Here is a 20,229-nt window from a genome sequence, read left to right as displayed (position 1 = left end):
TAGAAGTTGTATTAGTACGGAAAGGAGGTTATTACAATGAAAGAAGGCATACACCCTAAGTTCAACCAGGTTATCTTCTTCGATGCAAGCGTAGGCTACAAATTCCTGAGCTCGTCCACCAAGTCTTCCGGTGAAACGATGGAATGGGAAGACGGCAACACTTATCCAGTGATCCGTGTAGACTCCAGCTCCGCATCCCACCCGTTCTACACAGGTAAACAAAGAGATACCGAAACTGGCGGCCGTGTTGACAAGTTCAAACAACGGTTGGCACAGAAGAAATAATGGTATTCCTACTATAGAGGATATTCCCGCATCCATGCAGATGGTGAAGGAGTATCCTCTTTGTTTATTATGTACGCTTGTTTAAGCGGCCTGCATTGCGGGTATTAATGCTTAGGTGGGAAGTGGAAGGTATCAATTAGACGTTTGGAAGGGCATGCCTGCGTGTTTTCCGAAAGGTAGTTGATTAACCCATGTACTACTTGAAAAGACGGAGAAGATCGAGATTACGCCGATTCTACTCCGGTTTAGCACCCTAGCAACTGGAATCCTGCATAACTATAAATTCGCTTCTCACCTTTTGAAGACTCTACGGGCTGCCCGTAGGGTCTTCGTGTATGTTCAGGCATCTCCATGAAACGGCGGACGGACGGTTATACTTTGGGTACAGGTAGTATTTTTGGAAGAATGATTCATTTGTACGAAGGAGTAGGATATAATAAGGCAAAGTTATCTCAAAAATAGGAGAAATATGACATGCCGTGGATGCAGGGTTATCCGTTTTATTTAGTAATGGGCAGCGTTCTAAGTCTCTACATGGGCATCGGTTCTTTCAAGCACCGCCACACACCAGGAAGATGCTATTTATGGATATTGATGCTGCTGGTCAGTCTGATATTCGCGGCTACGGCCGGAGAGATTCTGTCGGATTCCTTTCAAGCCAAGCTAGGGTGGAAGAACATGCAGCAGGGCCCGCTTTTTTTGAGTACGATCTTTACCTATGCCGTTATTAAAGAGTATGTATCCCGTTCCTCTGAGGGTTTGGCCAAGAGGCTTATTTTCTTTTGTATTCCGGTCGTGCTCGATGTTGTGCTGATCTTCACCGATTCCTATCATCATCTGATGCGCAGCGAGGTGGGGCTCGCAACCGTGGCAGGTGTTACCGGAATTACTGTGAAGCCTACGGTGTTAAGTATGATCCTTATTGCGTATGACCAGCTGTTCGGGTTGTATGCTGTCTATTTACTGGCGATCTCCCTCCTGAATGCTCCGGCATATTATTTCCGCCGTAATCTGATGCTGCTGCTCGGGCTGGTGATTCCGGTAATGACGGTCTTTCTGCTTCCGCTGCTCAAAATTACGATTACCGGGTTCACTGCATTTACCTATCTTCCGCCCATCATCGTGGCGTACCTCTCCTTGTTCCGTGATCCGCGGCTATCCTTATATCCGCTTGCCAAGAATAAAATCTTCGAGAATATGAAAGACGGCATTGTGCTGACGGATCGCTATGACCATATTATTGATGTCAATGAAGCCGCGGATGCGATGCTCTCCGGGCTGCTGGAGGAGAAGGCGGAGACCTGGAGGGGCCGAAGCATACATCTGCTACTGAAGCAGTACGGGCAGATTTCGGACCATTATACCAAACGGTTGGAAGGTCAGTTCGAGATCGAGCCTTCCGGTAAGGACGGCGCCTGTTTCGGCGTCGCACTGATTGCCACAGAGCGGGCCCGCGCAGAAACCACAGGTATGCTGATGGTCTTCAGTGATCTCAGTGAGAAGAAGAGGTACGAACGCGAGCTGCTGCATCAGGCTACCGTTGATGATCTGACCGGCCTGTACAACCGTAGGCATTTCATGCGGCTGGTGCAGAATTATTCCGCGCAGCACGGGGCGGGAATGGCGCTGCTGCTGTTCGATATCGATGATTTCAAGTTAATTAATGATACATATGGACATCTGGCCGGAGATCTGGCGCTGGTAGATTTGTCCCGGAAGATTATGAAGGTGTACCAACATAACGGAATTTCCGGCCGGGTGGGGGGCGAGGAGTTCGCGGTCTGCTTCTTTGCCGGCAGCGAGGCTGAGGCCTTGAGAGAAGCGGAGAGTTTCCGCGCTGCCCTGGGCGAGCACATCGTCCTGCTTGACGGGGGGCACAGCATCCAGCTGACTGTCAGCATTGGCATAGCCTTCACCGAGCGCAGCGATGTGACCTTCGAGGACTTATACCGCGAGGCGGACGAAGCGCTGTATCAGTCCAAAGCCAGGGGCAAGAACAGAGTCACGCTCGGCCGCCAGCCCGCTGTGCGGCAGGCGGCCAAGGGTTAGCCGGTTACCCGGACATCATACAGCAAAGCCCCTGGTTTCTGCCGATGCAGAGGCCGGGGGCTTTCTATTGAACTATAGGCATAATATTCTTTAAGGCTGAACGGCCTGCACAGCGACTTTGAGCGCGGTTCCGATTGGCGGCAGACTCCGGGTCATTACAGGGGAGTAGAAGCCCATAACCGTAATGCCTTGCACCAGAGCAGATGGTTCTACAGCTTCTCCGCTCCCGTTCACCAGCAGGGTATCTTCCGTCAGGCGAAGCACGATCTCGCTTTGCGACAGGTCACTGAGGGCGCTGCCCTTGATGCGGAGGCTGAGTGAGCCGTCTTCGGCCCTGATGATCTCTTCAAGCGTGCCTTCCGTACCCAGCATATCGGCCTGAGCCTTTGTATCCTGGACAGTTATCCGGTAAGCGGGCGTCTGCGGCGGCAGGCTGCGGGTGGAGAACACTGCGTGCTCGGCCTCTACCGTCATACCAATCTGGAGATCGGCTAAGGACAGCTTGGTGCCGTCGGTCTTCTCATATAACGTATCTCCGCTGACATTCAGTACGAGCCCTGCGGTTCCGGTACCCTTAATCTGAATGGAGGAAGTGTCGCCGGAATTCCGGATGGCGGTGATGACGCCGGTCTCAAGGACATGCTCTACGGCTGAAGTGATCACGATATTGTTCCCCTCCACACTAATGGTCTGATGCAGTACCTCACTTACGAAGGATGCGGGGACATACATTTTGTCTGCCTTAGTCAGCGGAGCGGTTCCGAGTGAGGTGTACATTTTATTAATCACATAGCGGTCTTCGCCGTTCTTCACAGTTGTGTATATATTTCCTTTATTTAAGTCGGCAGCTTTGGTTGCCATGTTCCAGGTAATCTTGAAGCCCAGTGACTCAGCGACGGTACGCAGCGGAATCAGCGGCTCCTTGGTGCCGGAAGGCTGAAAGCCGGTCTCGGAGATGGCTGTGCCGTTAATGGCAATGGCATATGCGCGTAATGAGGCGCCAGCTTTGCTCTGGGCATCATTGGTCTGGTTCGAGCCGGTTGCTGCAGGAGCAGCGGAGACCACTCCGGTAGTGAGGGCCAGCGACAGCGTCAGGAGCGCTGCACTTGTTTTGAGCGAAGTTTTCATGGGACAGCTCCTTTGGGTATGTCAGTAGGTAAGTATGTGTTATTTCTCTAACGCTGGTTGGACGCATTATGTTGCACTGGATTACCTGGGCAGATATAGTAAAATGAAAATATTAACAATTGCTGATAGCAGGCACTGGGGGGCGCTATGGAGGATTTCAGAGATCGGCTGAGGGCTGTACAGCAGCAGCAGGACGGGCTTTTGAAAGAATACCAGGCTTTGATTGAGGAATATGAGAGCAGCGATCTGGTTCATGAGAACGAAGCGCTGAAGAAGGAGAATGAAGAGAACAAGCTGATCCTCAGGGAACTGAAAATTCAGGCTTCTATATTGCGGCAGGATAACTCCGAGCTGCGGACGGCACTGAGTGAGCAGATTCTGGATGAGAAGCTGGGCATTCTCCGGGTATCGCGGCAGAAGCTGCAGACCTACTTTGGCTCGCAGAATAATGCCTACCTCGACAGGCTGACTTCCTTCGAGCTGGAGACCAGGCAGCGTATTGATGTCACGTTCAGACGTGCCCAAGCTGAGCTGGGGCAAGACCAGGGGCAGATAGCCGCCATGCTGGGAGAGGTGCAAGGGAGACTGAATGAGAGTATTCTGCTGCGCAGAAAACGGCAGCGTGAGGTGGAACAGTCACTGACAGGGGCGCTTGACAGCCGTATGGATGTCTTTGCCGCTGAGGGGGTCAGTGAGGAGACGCTGCTGCGCCGCCGCAAGCAGAACCGGATTGAAATGAAGATCGGGCTGAACTGGATCAACCGCCTGGGGATTCTGCTGCTGATTCTGGCAGTGGGGGCCGGGTTCAGATACAGTTATTCCACCTGGTTCAACGACTATATGAAGGGCAGTGCCTTCTTTCTGCTTGGCGCTATCATGCTGGGCGGCGGCGAGTGGCTGTTCCGCAAAGGCAGGGGAGCCTTTGCCCTGGGTCTGATCGGAGGCGGGGTATCCGTACTCTACGGCTCGATCTTTTACAGCTATTTTTTATTAGAGATTATCGGTTTATGGGCCGGGATCGGTCTATCCGTACTGGTCACTCTATCCGCTGTGCTGTTATCGCTGCGCTATGAGTCGCGGACGATCTGTTCCATGGGACTTGTCGGCGGTTATCTGCCGCTGTTCTCTTATATAGGGGCGTTCGGGCTGGAAGGCAGCGCAGTGTATGCGGCTATGGGGTATCTGTTCGTGCTGAACCTGCTCATTCTGCTGGTCTCCCTGCGCAAGCGCTGGGTTATTGTCAATTACATCAGCTTCCTGTTTAATATACCCTCCATGCTGCTGCTGATTAATCTGTCGGACAGCAGTGCAGCGGTCATGCTCTGCGCTATATTGACCTTTGTCATGTATCTGGGCATCACACTCTGGTACCCGTTCAAATACAAGTCGAAGCTTGCGTGGCTGGATTTCTGCCTGCTGGGCTGCAATACGGCCATCAGCTGCGTAACCTTGTATATTCTTTTCCAGGATGCAGGTCTGGGCGAATTCAAAGGTGCGCTTGCCTTGTTCTTCTGTCTGATGTACCTGGGGCTTGGCGTTCTGCTGGAGAAGCGGATGCCGCAGGAACGGGAGAGCAGACTGCTCTTCTACGCCACCTCTCTGACCTTTGCCGTACTGATGATCCCGTTCCAGCTAGGAACGGCCTGGTGGTCCATCGGCTGGCTGATTGAGGGAGTGGTTCTGACGGTCTACGGCCAGCTGTATCGCTTCAAGGCGGTGGAACGCTCGGGCTGGGGGATTCTCCTGCTCTGCCTGGGGACGTTCTTCGGCATTGAAGGGCTGCTGCGGATATCCGAGCTAAGCCCAGTGGTCATCTACAGCAATCCGTATTTTGAGCTGAAATATACGTTTATTACTGCGGGGATGGTTACGGTAGCCTTGTTCTATGCGGTCCGCCTTTCCCGGGAGGAGCTTCTGCTCCGCAGCTCACCTGCCGAGGTGCAGGGTGTAGTCTGGTTCAAATATGCGGCGATCCTGAATTTCTATGTATATCTGGTGTATGAAGCCTTGCGTCTGTACGACCGGGCAGTCCCGGAAAATATGGCGCACAGTACATTCTACAAGCTGCTGCTGGCAGCCTTGCTCACGGCCGGCCTTGCCTATGGGCTGCCGAAGGTTAAGGTGCTCTATGATGCGGTGGTCGGCTACATGGTTATGCTGATGTACGGGATCACTTATGCTATCTGCATCGGCATTACGCTGGGGATGCCCAGCCTGCAAGGCGGATTGTCCGGAAGCTCCGGGGCAGATCTTCTGGTGCTGGGTCTGCTTATCCTCTTCAATCTGTTCGTGTGGTTCAGCGGCGGAAGATTGCTGCGGACAACGCTCCTGCGCGATTCCAAGAATATGGAGCTGGTTCCGGTCGCTATGGGTATCTATCTGCTGGTGATGATTACTGCATTCCTGGGTGTACAGATCCGGCTGCATGATGGAGGACTGGCGTTCAGTCTGGTCTACCTGCTGCTCTCGGTGCTGTTCATTATGTACGGCTTCCGCAGGCGGTATTTGTACATCCGCCGTTTCGGGCTGGGCCTGTCACTGCTGGCAACGGGCAAGCTGCTGCTCTATGATCTGACCCTGCTGAACACCGGCAGCAAGATCATCGCTTATTTCAGCTTCGGACTCTGCCTGCTGGGGATTTCGTATCTCTATCAGCGGGTGTCAGCCAGAATGGAGGAAGCCTATGCGCTCGCAGAGAAAGACCAGCCGGAGAGCTAGGGCGGCAGTGCTGCTCTCGGTGCTGGGAGGCTTGCTGCTGTTCACCTCCGCTTATCCGGCGGAGGGCACGGCAGCGGCAACTGGCTTGGCGGAGAAGGCTGACAGCGGGCAGTGGAAGTTCTCGCGGGCCATCGGAATTCCAGAGCCGGCCCCTTATTATGAGGTATATCTGGATGAAGGCGTGTATGGATCGGCAGCGGAGGATTTGCGCGATCTGCGTATTACCAGCAGCACCGGCGAGCCGGTTCCTTATTATCTGGAGAGCGGAGAGGGAACGGTGGAGGAGCGCAGCACTGCCTATTCATCGATTTTGATCCGCCGGGCGGATCAAGGAACGGACACCCTGCTGGATTATCAGATTACACCGCTTGCTGAGCATGTGGATATTCAGGGAAACAAGCTGGTGTTTGAGCTTCCGGATGAGTCTTTCCTGAAACATGTGGAGGTGTGGGGAGGTTATGACGGGAATGCCTGGGAGCCACTGGCCAAAGGGGATTTGTACGCTACGAACGGGTTAAGTGCGGACAGCATTGAGCTGCAAGGCAGCTGCAAGTTCAGCTTTTACCGGCTTGTAGTAAAGAGTAATCCGGAGGGATTGGATTTCCCCGGCCTGACCCTGGTGGACAGCAGCCGGGAGGTGAAGATGGCCGGATTCATGCGGAAGAAGACGCCGCAGTATGAGATCAGCCGGGTGGAGAACCGCACAGAGATCGTCATCAGCAACAAGGACCGGCTGAAGATTGCCAGGCTGACACTCGGCAGCACCGGGAATTTCTCGCGGCGGTATGAGCTGTATGACAGTGACGGTAAAAGGCTGCCGGTGGCGGGCAGCGGGGAGCTGTACCGGCTCGATTTCAAGGATACCCGGATTTCACGGACGGACATCCAGCCGCTTCACGCATCTTCCTCTGCTGCCCTGCGGATTATAATCTATGATCTGGATGATGCCCCGATTTCAATTAACGGCCTGAAAATAGAATATCTGGTGGACCGCCTTGTCTTTGCGGGAGGAGAGCAGGAGCAGGGACTGTATTCGCTAATCTACGGCAATGCCCTGGCACTTGCTCCGCAGTATGATATTATTAATTTCAAAGACCAGATTGCCGGGGACAAGCGGGTCACAGCTACGCTTGGTGCAGTGAATATGATACCTGAGGCACCGACAGAGTCACCGGCACAAGGCGGATGGTTCCAGAGTGAATGGGGATTCAACCTTATTATTATCGTGGTCTCCCTGCTGCTTATTCTCATCGTGGCCCGTAAGCTGGGCCGGACCAAATAGGAAGGGATGCCGAATCTATGTATCAGACTTATATTTTTGACCTTTATGGAACCTTAATTGATATTGAGACAGATGAAGAGCATCCCGAGGTATGGGAGCGGCTGGCGCTTCATTTCAGCTATCACGGGCTGCGCACGCAAGGTGCGGATCTGCAGTCCCGTTTCCTTGCGGAGCGTGACCGTCAGCTTCAAGCCGCTGCACAGACATGCCAGTTTCCCGATTTCGTCATGGAAGAGGTCTTCCGTGCCGTAGCCCGCGACTTAGGGGGGGACCCCGGGCAGGCCTGGCTGCATGAGACTGTCCGCTGGCTGCGGACCTTATCCATGAACCATATCGCGCTCTATGACGGAGTCCCGGAGATTCTCCGGACCTTGCGGTCGCGCGGCAAGAAGGTCTATCTGCTCTCGAATGGCCAGAAGACCTTCATTGAGGCAGAATTAACCATGCTGAACATTCTGCATTTATTCCATGGGATAGCCATTTCCTCTGAAGCCGGTGTAAGCAAGCCGGACCCGCTATTTTACCGGTATTTAGCAGATAACTATGGGGCCGAGCTAAGTTCGGCAATTATGATCGGCAACGATCCGCGTACGGATATTGCCGGAGCAAATACAATCGGCATGGATTCGTGTTATATTCATACAGCTTCCTCTCCGGATAACGTTCCGGTGAAGAGCACGGTGCAGATCTGGGATGGGGATCTGCGCAAAATTCCGGGCTGGAGCCTGTAGAAATGAACTGGCAGAAAGAAGGCTTACCGCATGACTCTGATTATTATTGATATTGCAGCTTCACTGGTGATACTTGTTGCAGCGGCGTATCTGCTTATGACCCTCTATCCGGCGTTTGGACGGAGGGCAGGGAAGCAGGAACAGGCGCTGAACAGCCGCTCGCTTAATTATAGCAAGGGCAAATTTGCCTATCCGCAGACGGCTGAACTCATCGGCGAGAGGGCTGGCGGTGGGGGCCTGTCCATTCTGAAGGATTTCATTAAAGGTAATCCCCGGTCCAGACCGGCCGAGCCGCTGCAGCCGCTACCGCTGCAGCCTGCATCTATCGGGCAAGGCCCGGGCACCCGCGTTACCTGGTTCGGCCACTCTGCGGTATTGCTGGAGATGGATGGGGTTACGCTGTTCCTGGACCCTATGCTGGGGAATGCGCCGTCCCCGTTTCCGTTCATCGGCGGCCGCCGTTACAGCAAGCAGCTGCCGCTGGAGATTTCCCAGCTTCCGCAGATTGATGCGGTTGTGCTATCCCATGATCATTATGATCATCTGGACTACGGCACCATCCGCAAGCTTAAGGATAAGGTAGGCCTGTTCATTGTGCCGCTCGGAGTCGGCGCCCATTTGCGCCGCTGGGGAGTAAGCGGAGATAAGATCCGCGAGCATGACTGGGGGGATGAGCTTGCGTATGCGGGGATTACGTTCAGCTGTGAGCCGGCGCGGCATTTCTCCGGCCGCAGTCTGCTGGACCGTAACACCACCCTGTGGTGCTCATGGGTCATCCGCGGGACGGAGACGAAGGTCTTCTACAGCGGGGACAGCGGTTACGGGCCGCATTTTGCCGAGATTGGACGCAAGTATGGTCCATTCGATCTTACGCTGATGGAATGCGGCCAATACGATCCGCGCTGGGCCGATATCCACATGCTGCCGGAACAGACGGTTGAAGCACATATAGATGTGCAGGGAGGTCTGCTTATTCCGGTTCATTGGGGGGCCTTCACCCTGTCGATGCATGACTGGACCGATCCGGTGGAGCGTATCGCAGCTGCGGCTGCAGCTAAAGGGGTACGGCTGGCTACACCAAGAATTGGGGAGACTGTAGTGGCCGGAGCTGCGGAGTATCCTGCACTTCCCTGGTGGAGATGAGGCTGCGCGGCCTGAGGGGACTTATGGTACAATCAGTGTGCATAAATGCCAAGGAGCTGACTAACGAATATGAGTAATGAAGTGAATGAGCAGGAACTGGTGGAAGTATTGTCTGCACAGACGAAGGTGGATCCGGCAGTCATCCGGCTGGTACTGAAGCATGAGCAGGCCTTTATCAACAAAGCCAAGGCCAATGCCAAGGGCGAGATTGATATCGATAATGATGATCTGGTCGATTATGTTACTGCGCAGCACGATGTTAAGCTGGACGAGCTGACCGTAGAGACTATCCTCGATGCTGAGATGGACTATCTGATGGACAAGGGACTGGCCGGATATATCGACTAAACCCTGTAGCTGCCGGGTGCGTGGTGCGGTTATTCATAGAGCACTGCGCGCCGGGTACGATATATTTCCACTTATTTTTAAGTAATTTTAAGTAATCCTTTGCTTTTAGAGAATTAGTGTGCTACAATGAAGTTAATCATAAATTTAACCCTTAATTCACATATTGTAAAAGGTTATCATTTGTGCGTATGAATCCTTTTCCAATGTGTGAATTTTTATTTGTTCGTACAATACGTAGGAATAAAAGGACATGTGTTAAATAAAACTTGGAGGTAATATCATGCAAACAGGTACAGTAAAATGGTTCAACGCAGACAAAGGTTTCGGTTTTATCGAGGTTGAAGGCGGAAGCGACGTATTCGTACACTTCTCCGCAATCACTGGCGACGGCTTCAAATCTTTGGACGAAGGCCAACGCGTTGAGTTCAACGTAACTCAAGGCGCTCGTGGACCACAAGCCGAAAACGTTGTAAAACTGTAGTATTAAAAATAGACTGCCCTTAACACAAGTTGAGGGCAGCTTTTTTTTTGAACAGGCCAGAACAAGCTACCATCCTGCCATAACAGTCCAGTTGGGCTGGAAATATGTCTTTATTCGAAGGATATGCTTCCGAAGCGAGCTTTGTATTACGAACCGAATCAGGAAGTATATGCTAACAAAGCTATTAGGAGGGGTACTTATGTATTTTCGTAAAAAAGCGCTGGAGGATCTTCCGCAAGAAGACACAGCCATTTGGTCCTGCACCAAGGAAGATTGCTCCGGGTGGATGCGTGATAACTTCGCCTTCCAATATGTCCCAACCTGCTGGCAATGCAACTCGCCTATGACCAGAAGCATGAAGATACTGCCTATGCTTGTGAATACGAATTTTGACATGAAGGCGATCAAGAAGGGCATTACCATCCGGTAATCTGCCAATTCCTGAACGCTCTGTACAGAATCAGATGATAGCAGCAACACGATAGCAGTCAGTTCCCTGTGGGGAACGGGCTATTTTTTTTGTCTTGGCAGCGGATGGGTGGCCGGGGTTGACAATAGCGGGGAATCAAGGGATATTAGAGATGAGGATGAAGGATACATAATTGGAAAATGGTCTCAACGACAAGGGGGTCGTGGTGTGGCTATGAACAAATATCTTAGGCTCCTGGCCCTGGTTATGGTTATCTTGAATGCAGTAAATATTAAATATCACAATCCAGTCCTGCTTGCAGCCGTGCTTGTTATAGGAATTATAGTCGTTATTCTGGATATTTACCTGGAGCCCACCCGACGGAAAGTATTGATCTACAGCATCGGTACTGTCCTGCTGGCCTTACTGTGGATAGCCCTGGACCGGGAGTGGATCACTCCGATAATGTTCATCTAGTCCCTTCTGCTGCAGCCCTTAAACAGCTCTGGAACAAGGAGCATTGCTTAAGGGCTCTTTGCTGCCCTGTGCCGGACAACTATTTTCTCTTGACAAACTCCGGGAGTTTTGGAGAATAGAGTTGGAAACGCTGCCAAGGAAAGAAGGAATTCCGATGCTCCAGAGATTCAAAGAACTCAACACGCTGCGCAATCAAATATTCATCGGCTTTGTGCTGGTTATGCTAATCATTCTTCTGGTTTCAGGGGCGTTTGTATATGACCGGGTATCTATTCTGCTCAAAAATAATGCCGAGCGGCATATCCAGCAGACGGCGGTTCAGGCGAACGGACGGCTGAATGCGCTGATTGGCCAGATTGACAGCCTGATGGAGCAGGTGGCCAATCATCCTACGGTGCAGCAGCTGCTGCTGGAGGAGCTGAACGGCAATGAAGTGTCATTCAATCAACGGCAGTCGCTGCAGCAGATTATCTCCAGCTATCAGGCGTATATGCCGAGCGTAGGATCTCTTGAGCTGTATACTGCCGATTACCGGCTGCTCTTCCCGATCAAGGACGGCAGTCTGGGGACGAGAATCAACGAGCCATATATCAGCGAGGCTAATGTCCAGAAAGGGCGGCTGGTCTGGATCGGCGTCGATCCGCATGACAGCCAGAGCCTGCTGGCCATCCGCCAGGTTAGCCTCATGGACCGCTGGTTCTCGCGGGGAGGGTATCTGATGGCGCGCATCCAGCGCAGCTACTTCCAGCTGGATGATCCGATCTCCGGCAGTGACGGAGGCGAGTCTGTGCTGCTGGTGAATGACGAAGGCCGCCTCCTGGGCAGCAATGGAACACCGGAGGCAGACCTGATGCCGCTGCTGGATAGTGTGGACCAGACGGTCAGCTTTCACGGCAAGGAGTATGTACAGGTTAAGCTGCGCTCGGACAAGACCGGCTGGACCTTGCTTGTGCTGACCCCTGTCAGCTATGTCACCAAGGGGTTGTCTGTGCTGCGGACGGTTCTGCTGCTGTCAGGGGGGCTGGGAGCCCTGCTTTTCCTGATTATGTCGTTTCTATTGTCAACGATGATCACGAGGCCGATTATTCATCTGATCCGGGCCATGCGCAAATCGCGCTTAGGCGTGCTGACGCCCAACTCGCAGAAGGTATCTACGATGGAGCTGCGGGAGCTGAATTATACTTATAACGGTATGGTTGCCAATATGAATGATTTGATCCGGGTTGTCTATGAGAAGGAAGTATTACAGAGCCGGACTGAGCTCAAAGCGTTGCAGGCGCAGATCAACCCTCATTTTCTGTTCAACACCTTGGAAGCCTTTAACTGGTCGCTTGAGGAAAAGGGGGAGGAGGAATTGGCCGGATTGGTCGTAGTCATGTCCAGGCTGTTCCGCTATATTATTGGCCGTCCCAATAATAAAGAGGAGTGGGTTGCACTTAGTGAAGAGGTTGAACAGATCAGGCGTTATCTGAAGATCATGGAGATGCGGATGGGCGAGCGCCTGTCCTGGGATATTGTACTGGACCCAAGCGAGGCTGCTGTTCCGGTACCCAAGCTGCTGATTCAGCCGATTGTGGAGAATGCCATTCTTCATGGAGTGGAGAGCCGTGTCGGCAGCGGCAGTGTGGAGGTTATGATCACGCCATCACCCCGCAACGGCTGGACCTCGGTGAAGGTATCCGACAATGGGCCCGGCATGGATGAGGATACTCTGCGGGCGCTGCGCAATACACTGGAGGGCGGCCCGTCGATCTCCGCCAAAGGCAATGGGGTCGGCCTGGTGAATGTGCAGCGGCGGCTCAAGCTGTATTACGGGGAAGAGGGCATCAAGTCAGAGGGTCTGATGATTGAGAGCAAGGTATCCGAAGGGACCGTTATTACTTTTGAAATTCCAAGCAATGGAGGATATACCTATGAGCCTGAGCAATAGGACGATTCTGATCGTGGATGATGAACCGAGAACACGGCAGGGAATCAAGCAGACGCTGGAAGTATGGGCGGCAGGCCGGTATGCCGTGGAGACCTGCGACAACGGGGTTGAAGCGCGCGAGCGGCTGCGGCAGGAGCGGGTCCATCTCCTGATTACAGATGTGCGCATGCCCGAAGTAAGCGGACTGGATCTGATCCGTTCCCTGCAGGAGACAGCCTGGAAGCCGGTTATTATTGTCATATCCGGCTATGCCGAATTTGATTATGTGCAGCAGGCTATGCGGCTGGGGGCGGTCAACTACCTGCTTAAGCCGCTGGACAAGTCCGAGTTACTGTCCGTGGTTGAGGATGCGCTGAAGCGGGAGGAAGAGCAGCAGCGCCACGTGAAGCTGGAGAAGCTGGTGGATCATAAGCTGATGGAGATAGACCCGGATCAGGCACGAATGGGGCAGCCGGTCAAAGATGCGATCGCCTATGTGGAGCAGCACCTGCATGAACAGCTGACAATGGCAGAGGTAGCGGGACTCATCCATCTGAATGCCAGCTACTTCAGCGTATTGTTCAAGGAGCAGGCCGGAGTATCCTTCAGCGAATATTTGGCACGTCTGCGAATTCAGCGGGCTAAGGAATTACTGCTGCAGACCACACTTTCTATAGGGGAGATCGGGGAGCGTGTAGGCTATCGGACGGATAAGTACTTCATTAAGGTGTTTAAGTCGCTGGAACAGTTAAGCCCAAGCCGCTATAGGCATAAGATGAAGGGCGGATCGCAGGAAATCCATTAAATGTGGAATTTTAGCCAATAAGTGTAGTCTTATATCCCTCCGGGTACGATGCTAGAATTTGATTGGTAGCGATTACATCAGGCCGCGTAATGTGATATGGGAGGCTATAGCAATGTTGAGGAATAACATAACCAAGGGACTGTTCCTGACACTTACATTGGCCCTTGCTCTAACAGGCTGCAGCTTTACACAGGATAATAATAGTGCGGAGGCAGCCACCAATGCTTCGGCCCCAAAAATAACGATTCATATGATGCACTTGTGGCCGGCCGGCCTCTCCGCCCAGCAGAATAAGCTGGTTAGCCAGATCATCGGAGAATACGAGAAAGAGAATCCTAATATTATTATCCAGCAGGGCGTGCTGGAGAATGAACAGTACAAGAATAAGCTGAAGGTGCTCTCTGCCTCGAATGACCTGCCGGATGTAGGAATCACCTGGGCTGCGGGCTTCATGGAGCCTTATGTGAAGGGCGGATTATTCGCTCCGCTGGATGACATCCTGAATGGTACGCGGTTAAAGGGTAAATTCGTAACAGGCACTACTGAAGCCTATGTGGTCGATAATAAGACCTATGCCCTGCCGATTGAGCTGAACATTTCACCGGTATACTATAATAAGGATATTTTTGCGAAATATAATCTCCAGGTGCCTGTTACTTACGAAGAGTTCAAGCAAACGGTAAGAACGTTATCCCAGCATGGCGTGGCTCCGGTTGCCCTTGGCAACAAGGACCGCTGGACCGGCTCACTATGGTATATGTACCTTGCTGACCGTATCGCCGGCAGTGATACACTGAAGCGCGCTACGAAGGGGACAAGCTACTTCGATGATCCCGGCCTGGTCCGGGCTGCGGCTGAAGTGCAGACGCTGGTGGATATGAACACCTTCAACAGCGGTTTCAACGGGCTATCCAATGATGAGGGCAAATCGGAATTCTTGAATGAGAAGGCGGCAATGTATCTGACGGGTACCTGGGAGCTTCCCAACTTCACGACGAATCCGGAGATCCCGCAAGACTTCAAAGATAAAGTAGGGTTCTTCAAATTTCCGACTGTGGAAGGCGGAAAGGGCAATATCAACAGCTGGGTCGGAGGACCGGGTGTCGGACTGTTCGTAGCCGAAGCTTCCAAGGTTAAGGAAGCAGCGAAAGCATTTGTCGAATATTTCGTATACAAATGGGGGGAGGCGTCTGTAACCAGTGCAGGTGTGATTCCGGCGACCAAAGTGGATACCACGAATGAAGAGCTGCCGCAGCTGTATGTCGAACTGCTGAATGAATTAAACCATGCGAGCAGTATCACCCTGTTTGCTGATATCCAGATGAAGCCGAACGCCGCCCAGGTCCATCTGGATATGATTCAAGCACTGTTCGGCAAAGCGATTACACCTGAGCAGTTCGCGGCCAAGCATAAAGAAGCTGTAGCCAAAGGAACCTAATAAGCGTACAACCTTATCACAAAGGGATGCCAATTAGCCGGATTACACGGCCGGGGCATCCCTTATTTGCGGAGCCGGATAATTAAGGCAGTCAGACGTGTTGTCATAGTCTTCCTCATTCTTCCTGCCAAATGAATAGGATTATGTATTCAAAAGGCGGCCGCCCCAATCGAAGAGATCAGGGTGAACCGCCTGTTTGTTGTCGCAGGTTAATGCACCGGCGCAGTGCTCAGCGGTTCTGCAGGTTCATGCTGGATCAGGCCGTGCTTCTCCCAGGCTCTGCTCTTCCAGCGGAAGTACATAATGACCGCCCGCACCCATTCATCGAATGCAGTGGTCAGCCAGACTCCGGCCAGACCGAGATCAAGCGTGAATACCAGGAAATAGCCCAGCGGCAGGCTCATGCAGACCATGGAGATCAGGCCCATGTAGACCGGAAACTTGGCATCGCCGGAAGCGCGCAGCGAGTTGATGATGACCAGGTTGCAGGTGCGTCCCGTCTCAAGGAAGAAGCTGAGCAGGATGACTTGGGCGCCCATAGTTATAATCGTTTGATTATCCGTGAACAGGCCCATTAGCGGTACGCGGAACAGAATGACAACCGCATCCATAATTACGGTGACCAGCAGCGCCCATTTCACACTGGAGAACACCCGCGAGTAAGCTTCCTTAGGCCGCCTTGCGCCCACGAGATGGCCGACAATGATCGAGGTGCCCATGGATACGGCTACGCTGAAGAGGAAGATATAGCTGGAGATGTTCAGCGCGTATTGGCGGGTAGCCATGGCTTCTGCACCCAGATAGGTGATGTATAAAGTGAAGACCAGCTGGCAGCACTGATAGATCACCGATTCAAATGCGGACGGAATGCCGATTTTGAGAATCTGCCGCACATATTTTTTGGAGAGATGAATGTAATAGGTCCATTTGACCCGCACCTCCATAATCCGGTAGAGCAGCAGGAAGTAGAGGATCAGACAGATCAGGCGGCTGGTAAGCGTTGAAATTGCAGCCCCCTCTACACCGAGCGCAGGCAGTCCGAAATGTCCAAAAATCAGCAGATAGTTGCCCCCGACGTGGATCACATTCATCAGCATGGAGACGATCATCGTATGTTTCGTGAAACCGTGTGTACGGATAGTGGCAGCCAGTGCATTGAGCAGTGCCTGGAGGAAGATCCCGCCCCCGACAATATTTATGTACGATCTGGCGTAGATGAGAATATCGCCCGTCACGTTCAGTGCGCTCAGCAGACTGCCTCCGAACAGCAGCAGAATTGTACTCAGAATAATTCCGACTGCAAGATTGAGTGTTATGGCATTGCCCGTTACCTTGGCTGCTTCTTTGGGCTGCTTGGAACCGAGATACTGCGACACGACAATGGCCGCGCCGTTCCCGATAACACTGAGCACGAGAATCGCTATGGCAATAATCTGATTGGCCGCCCCGACACCGGAGACGGCATCATCCGATACGGAGCTGATCATGAATGTATCTACACTCCCCATGAGCATAAACAGGAACAACTCGAGGAAAATCGGCCAGGTCAGCTTAATTAAATTGAACTCTTTGGGTTTGTTTGCTTCCATAATAAACCTTACACCTTCTTGTTGATAAAATAGGATTGCCGCTGGAGAATTTGTAAATCTAATGTATGGTAGCACAGCTTATGTGAAAATGCAGTGAATTTAAGAAAATCGTAAATAAAATCAACCTTCGTTTTTCAAAAAGAGGCATCAGTGAGCCCCTTCCCCGCCCAATAGTATCCTTCAGGTAACTACATCACAATAAAGTGCCTACTTCCCTTATCGGCAGTATATCCCTAAACTTAGTACATCACTTACTAAAATATATTAACGACGAGGAGATTCTAAACCTATGAAATTACAGCTAGCACTCGATCTGGTGGATATTGCGGGAGCCAAGGCCATTGTTGCGGAAGTTGCCGAATTTATAGATATCGTGGAAATTGGAACACCGGTTGTCATTAATGAAGGTTTACATGCGGTAAAAGCGATCAAGGACGCTTTTCCGGCCCTGACCGTCCTGGCCGATCTCAAAATCATGGATGCCGGCGGCTATGAAGTGATGAAGGCTGTAGAAGCAGGGGCGGGAATCGTTACCGTGCTTGGCGTGTCCGATGATTCAACGATCCGCGGCGCGGTGGAAGAAGCCAAGAAGACCGGCGCAGAAATCCTGGTTGATCTGATCAACGTAAAGGATCTGAAGACCAGAGCCGCTGAAGTGGACGCACTTGGCGTTGATTATGTCTGTGTGCACTCCGGATATGATCATCAGGCAGAAGGCAAGAATTCCTTCGAGGATCTGAGAGCGATTAAGAGTGTGGTTACAAAAGCGAAAACAGCGATTGCCGGCGGGATTAAGCTGAGCACGCTGCCTGAAGTGATTGCTGCGAATCCTGATCTGGTAATCGTGGGCGGCGGGATTACCGGCGAAGCGGATCAGAGAGCGGCTGCGGCGGAGATGAAGCGCCTTGTAAGCCAGGCCTAAGCAGCTATGGATACGCTGGATTACGCACAGGAAATTGTGAAGGAGCTGCAGGGCTCGGTCTCCGGGCTGAACGCCGGAGAAGGCGAAGTCATGGCGGAGCTGCTGCTGCGCTCCGGGCAGATCTTTGTAGCCGGTGCCGGCCGCTCCGGACTGATGGGCCGGGCGTTCGCGATGCGGCTGATGCAAGCCGGGCAGGCTGCGTTTGTCGTCGGGGAGACGGTCACCCCGGGGATCGGCTCCGGCGATGTGCTTGTGCTGGGCTCCGGCTCCGGCGAGACTAAGGGGCTGGTATCCATGGCGGAGAAAGCCAAGGCGATCGGCGCAGCTATAGTGCTCGTGACCGTCACCCCAGATTCGTCACTCGGGCGTCTCGCAGATTATATCGTCAAGCTGCCGGGCTCGCCCAAGGATCAGACAGGCGGGAGCTATGCTACGATCCAGCCGATGGCTTCCTTGTTTGAGCAGACGCTGCTGGTATTCTACGATGCCGTCATCCTACGGATGATGGAGCAAACGGGGCAGACCACCGGTAAGATGTACGGTAACCATGCGAATCTGGAATAACGTAACGTAAAGCCAGCCTGTCCGGAACCTCCGGGCAGGCTGGCTGCATTCTAAGCGTGTCAGGGGGTGGCGCTGCTGAAGCTGATACTGATACTGCTGCCGGAATGGGCAGCAGCACTGTCTATTATGGCAGGGGCAAGGCCCTTATGCAGTATACAGACCGCGGGCCCTAGGCCGGCGGTCTGTTACGTATTTATGGGGTCTGCCCCAGGGCGTCTTCCGGCGGTGTGCAGTCCCCGGGTGTATTGTAGTATGATATTAAGGAACGAAAGGAGGGACTTGTATTGGCGACTGAGATTAAAGACCGTATCAATCTGAAGGAAATCAACTGCGAGAAGGAGCTTACGCTTGCCGTCATCGGCGGCAAATGGAAGCTTATCATATTGTGGCACCTGGGTCTGGAAGGGACCAAACGCTTCAGCGAGCTGAAGAAGCTGATTCCGCATATTACCCAGAAAATGCTGACCAATCAGCTGCGTGAGCTGGAGGAAGATCAGCTGGTATTCAGGCGAGTGTATGCTGAGGTCCCGCCGAGAGTAGAATACTCCATGACGGAGTATGGGCATACGCTGATGCCTGTGCTGCGCATGATGTATGACTGGGGCAAGAATTACGGGGAGAACGTCATTTGGAAGGACGACCCTGAACGCAACAGATCGATGAAATGAAATTCATATAGATTTAGACAAATGGAGGAGATTGATAATCATGCTGAAGACAGAATATAGCCCGCTGCTGGAGACGTTTAAGTTCGCGAACGGCATTGAATTGAAGAACCGTGTGGTGATGGCACCGATGACCAATTTCTCCTCGAATGAGGATGGAACCGTCTCAGGGCCGGAGCTTGATTATTACATCCGCCGATCCAAAGGGGCAGGAATGGTTGTTACAGCCTGTGTATATGTATCACGCGGCGGGAAAGGCTTCCCGGGTGAATTCGGTGCTGACCATGACGGGCTGATTCCGAGCCTGCGCGGGCTGGCCGAGGCCATTAAGGGTGAAGGGGCGAAGGCGGTTCTGCAGATCTTCCATGGCGGGCGCCAATGCCCTCCGGCACAGTTGCCTGACGGACAGACGGTCAGCGCAAGTGAAGTACCTTCGGAACTTCCGGGCGGCGGGCAAGGACCGGTTCCGCGCGCACTGACTGATGAAGAAATTACCGGAATTATCGCTGATTTCGGAGAAGCTACACGCCGGGCGATCGAGGCCGGATTCGATGGTGTGGAAATTCACGGTGCCAACGGCTATCTGCTGCAGCAGTTCTTCTCCCCGCATTCCAATCGGCGCGAAGACCGCTGGGGCGGCGATCTGCAGAAGCGCCTGACCTTCCCGCTGGCTGTTCTGCGCAGTGTCAAGGATGCGGTGAAGCGGCATGCACAGGGTGAATTCCTTGTAGGGTACCGCTTCTCGCCTGAAGAGCCGGAAACACCGGGAATTACGATGGCCGATACCTTTGCGCTGATCGATGCACTGACAGGGGAAGGGCTTGATTATCTGCATGCTTCCCTGATGGAGCTGTGGTCGTTGCCGCGCCGGGGTACCGAGGATAGCCGTCCGCGGATCGAGCAAATTGTAGACCGCGTGGGAGGCAAGGCCCCTGTAATTGGAGTAGGCTCGCTCTATACCGCTGCTGATGCCCTGAAGGGTCTGGACAGCGGGATCAGCCTGGTCGCTCTGGGCCGTCCGCTCCTGATTGAACCGGACTGGGTTCAGAAGGTTGCCGAAGGGCGTGCAGCTGAGATTAAGACTGAGCTGGACCCTTCCGCCCAAGCTGAGCTTGTAATCCCGGACCCGCTCTGGAATGCACTGATTCATACGCCGGGCTGGCTGCCGGTGAAGCAGTAAATAGCAGGTAGCAGGAGGGTGTCTGTCCTGCGTCTGTAACCTATTCATGACCTCTGGGTGCCTATATTTAAGGCTTCCAGAGGTTTTTTGCCATATTGCATAAACG

The 20,229-nt window shown here is 52.9% G+C and carries 19 protein-coding genes; 17 read left to right on the top strand and 2 right to left on the bottom strand.

The features are described from left to right. Positions 1-36 precede the first annotated feature (36 nt). Both R50912_RS31585 and R50912_RS31580 read left to right on the top strand, forming a co-directional pair. A complete protein-coding gene (locus R50912_RS31585) occupies positions 37-285 on the top strand; it encodes a type B 50S ribosomal protein L31 (protein WP_039304788.1) in 249 nt (82 codons plus the stop codon). Positions 286-759: 474 nt separating this feature from the next. Continuing rightward, a complete protein-coding gene (locus R50912_RS31580; RefSeq protein WP_042240701.1) occupies positions 760-2,334 on the top strand; it encodes a sensor domain-containing diguanylate cyclase in 1,575 nt (524 codons plus the stop codon). A 90-nt stretch (positions 2,335-2,424) separates the two neighbouring features. On the opposite strand, the gene R50912_RS31575 is transcribed toward R50912_RS31580, so the two are convergent. Next, positions 2,425-3,462 carry a copper amine oxidase N-terminal domain-containing protein gene (locus R50912_RS31575; RefSeq protein WP_042240698.1) on the bottom strand — a complete coding sequence of 346 codons (1,038 nt, stop codon included), beginning with the start codon at positions 3,460-3,462 and terminating at the stop codon, positions 2,425-2,427. 147 nt (positions 3,463-3,609) lie between these two features. Between R50912_RS31575 and R50912_RS31570 the strand changes: the two genes are divergently transcribed. From R50912_RS31570 to R50912_RS31520, 11 genes are all read left to right on the top strand, one after another. Beyond that, a complete protein-coding gene (locus tag R50912_RS31570) occupies positions 3,610-6,180 on the top strand; it encodes a DUF2339 domain-containing protein (protein ID WP_042240696.1) in 2,571 nt (856 codons plus the stop codon). Continuing rightward, positions 6,146-7,462, top strand: coding sequence for a hypothetical protein (locus R50912_RS31565; RefSeq protein ID WP_042240692.1), 1,317 nt, complete (start codon positions 6,146-6,148; stop codon positions 7,460-7,462). Before R50912_RS31570 ends, R50912_RS31565 begins: the two co-directional genes overlap by 35 nt. Positions 7,463-7,479: 17 nt before the next feature. Further along, positions 7,480-8,193 (top strand): HAD family hydrolase, encoded by a 714-nt coding sequence (locus R50912_RS31560; RefSeq protein WP_042240689.1) that lies wholly within the window; start codon positions 7,480-7,482, stop codon positions 8,191-8,193. Between the two features lie 30 nt (positions 8,194-8,223). Further along, positions 8,224-9,336 (top strand): MBL fold metallo-hydrolase, encoded by a 1,113-nt coding sequence (locus R50912_RS31555; RefSeq protein WP_042240685.1) that lies wholly within the window; start codon positions 8,224-8,226, stop codon positions 9,334-9,336. Between the two features lie 69 nt (positions 9,337-9,405). Next, the gene (locus tag R50912_RS31550) at positions 9,406-9,684 is read left to right on the top strand and encodes a hypothetical protein (RefSeq protein ID WP_042240682.1); all 279 of its coding nucleotides are present in this window, start codon (positions 9,406-9,408) and stop codon (positions 9,682-9,684) included. Between the two features lie 280 nt (positions 9,685-9,964). Next, complete coding sequence (locus R50912_RS31545; RefSeq protein ID WP_019914790.1) at positions 9,965-10,165, top strand: cold-shock protein; 201 nt, start codon at positions 9,965-9,967, stop codon at positions 10,163-10,165. Between the two features lie 199 nt (positions 10,166-10,364). Next, positions 10,365-10,595, top strand: coding sequence for a cold-shock protein (locus tag R50912_RS31540; RefSeq protein ID WP_039304815.1), 231 nt, complete (start codon positions 10,365-10,367; stop codon positions 10,593-10,595). Positions 10,596-10,802: 207 nt separating this feature from the next. Continuing rightward, complete coding sequence (locus R50912_RS31535) at positions 10,803-11,051, top strand: hypothetical protein (protein ID WP_042240679.1); 249 nt, start codon at positions 10,803-10,805, stop codon at positions 11,049-11,051. A gap of 154 nt (positions 11,052-11,205) precedes the next feature. Beyond that, positions 11,206-12,981 carry a cache domain-containing sensor histidine kinase gene (locus tag R50912_RS31530; protein ID WP_042243770.1) on the top strand — a complete coding sequence of 592 codons (1,776 nt, stop codon included), beginning with the start codon at positions 11,206-11,208 and terminating at the stop codon, positions 12,979-12,981. Beyond that, positions 12,965-13,765 (top strand): response regulator transcription factor, encoded by an 801-nt coding sequence (locus R50912_RS31525; RefSeq protein WP_042240676.1) that lies wholly within the window; start codon positions 12,965-12,967, stop codon positions 13,763-13,765. Before R50912_RS31530 ends, R50912_RS31525 begins: the two co-directional genes overlap by 17 nt. A gap of 112 nt (positions 13,766-13,877) precedes the next feature. Beyond that, complete coding sequence (locus R50912_RS31520) at positions 13,878-15,203, top strand: extracellular solute-binding protein (RefSeq protein ID WP_042240672.1); 1,326 nt, start codon at positions 13,878-13,880, stop codon at positions 15,201-15,203. Between the two features lie 209 nt (positions 15,204-15,412). Here R50912_RS31520 and R50912_RS31515 read toward each other — a convergent pair whose 3' ends face one another. Beyond that, a complete protein-coding gene (locus tag R50912_RS31515; protein ID WP_042240669.1) occupies positions 15,413-16,792 on the bottom strand; it encodes an MATE family efflux transporter in 1,380 nt (459 codons plus the stop codon). A 289-nt stretch (positions 16,793-17,081) separates the two neighbouring features. On the opposite strand from R50912_RS31515, the gene hxlA reads away from it, so the two are divergent. The 4 genes from hxlA to R50912_RS31495 all read left to right on the top strand — a co-directional run bounded on the left by hxlA (position 17,082) and on the right by R50912_RS31495 (position 20,123). Further along, positions 17,082-17,714, top strand: coding sequence for a 3-hexulose-6-phosphate synthase (hxlA, locus tag R50912_RS31510; protein WP_042240666.1), 633 nt, complete (start codon positions 17,082-17,084; stop codon positions 17,712-17,714). A gap of 6 nt (positions 17,715-17,720) precedes the next feature. Continuing rightward, on the top strand, positions 17,721-18,278 hold the full coding sequence (hxlB, locus tag R50912_RS31505) for a 6-phospho-3-hexuloisomerase (protein WP_042240663.1): 558 nt from the start codon (positions 17,721-17,723) through the stop codon (positions 18,276-18,278). Between the two features lie 284 nt (positions 18,279-18,562). Then, positions 18,563-18,946, top strand: a complete 384-nt coding sequence (locus R50912_RS31500) for a winged helix-turn-helix transcriptional regulator (protein ID WP_042240661.1) — start codon at positions 18,563-18,565, stop codon at positions 18,944-18,946. A 40-nt stretch (positions 18,947-18,986) separates the two neighbouring features. Continuing rightward, on the top strand, positions 18,987-20,123 hold the full coding sequence (locus tag R50912_RS31495) for an NADH-dependent flavin oxidoreductase (RefSeq protein ID WP_042240658.1): 1,137 nt from the start codon (positions 18,987-18,989) through the stop codon (positions 20,121-20,123). Positions 20,124-20,229 lie beyond the last annotated feature (106 nt).

The sequence above is a fragment of the Paenibacillus sp. FSL R5-0912 genome (genome assembly GCF_000758605.1).
Lineage (GTDB): Bacteria > Bacillota > Bacilli > Paenibacillales > Paenibacillaceae > Paenibacillus_AQ.
Note: the sequence above shows the minus strand (reverse complement) of the source record. Positions and strands in the feature narration are given on the sequence as shown.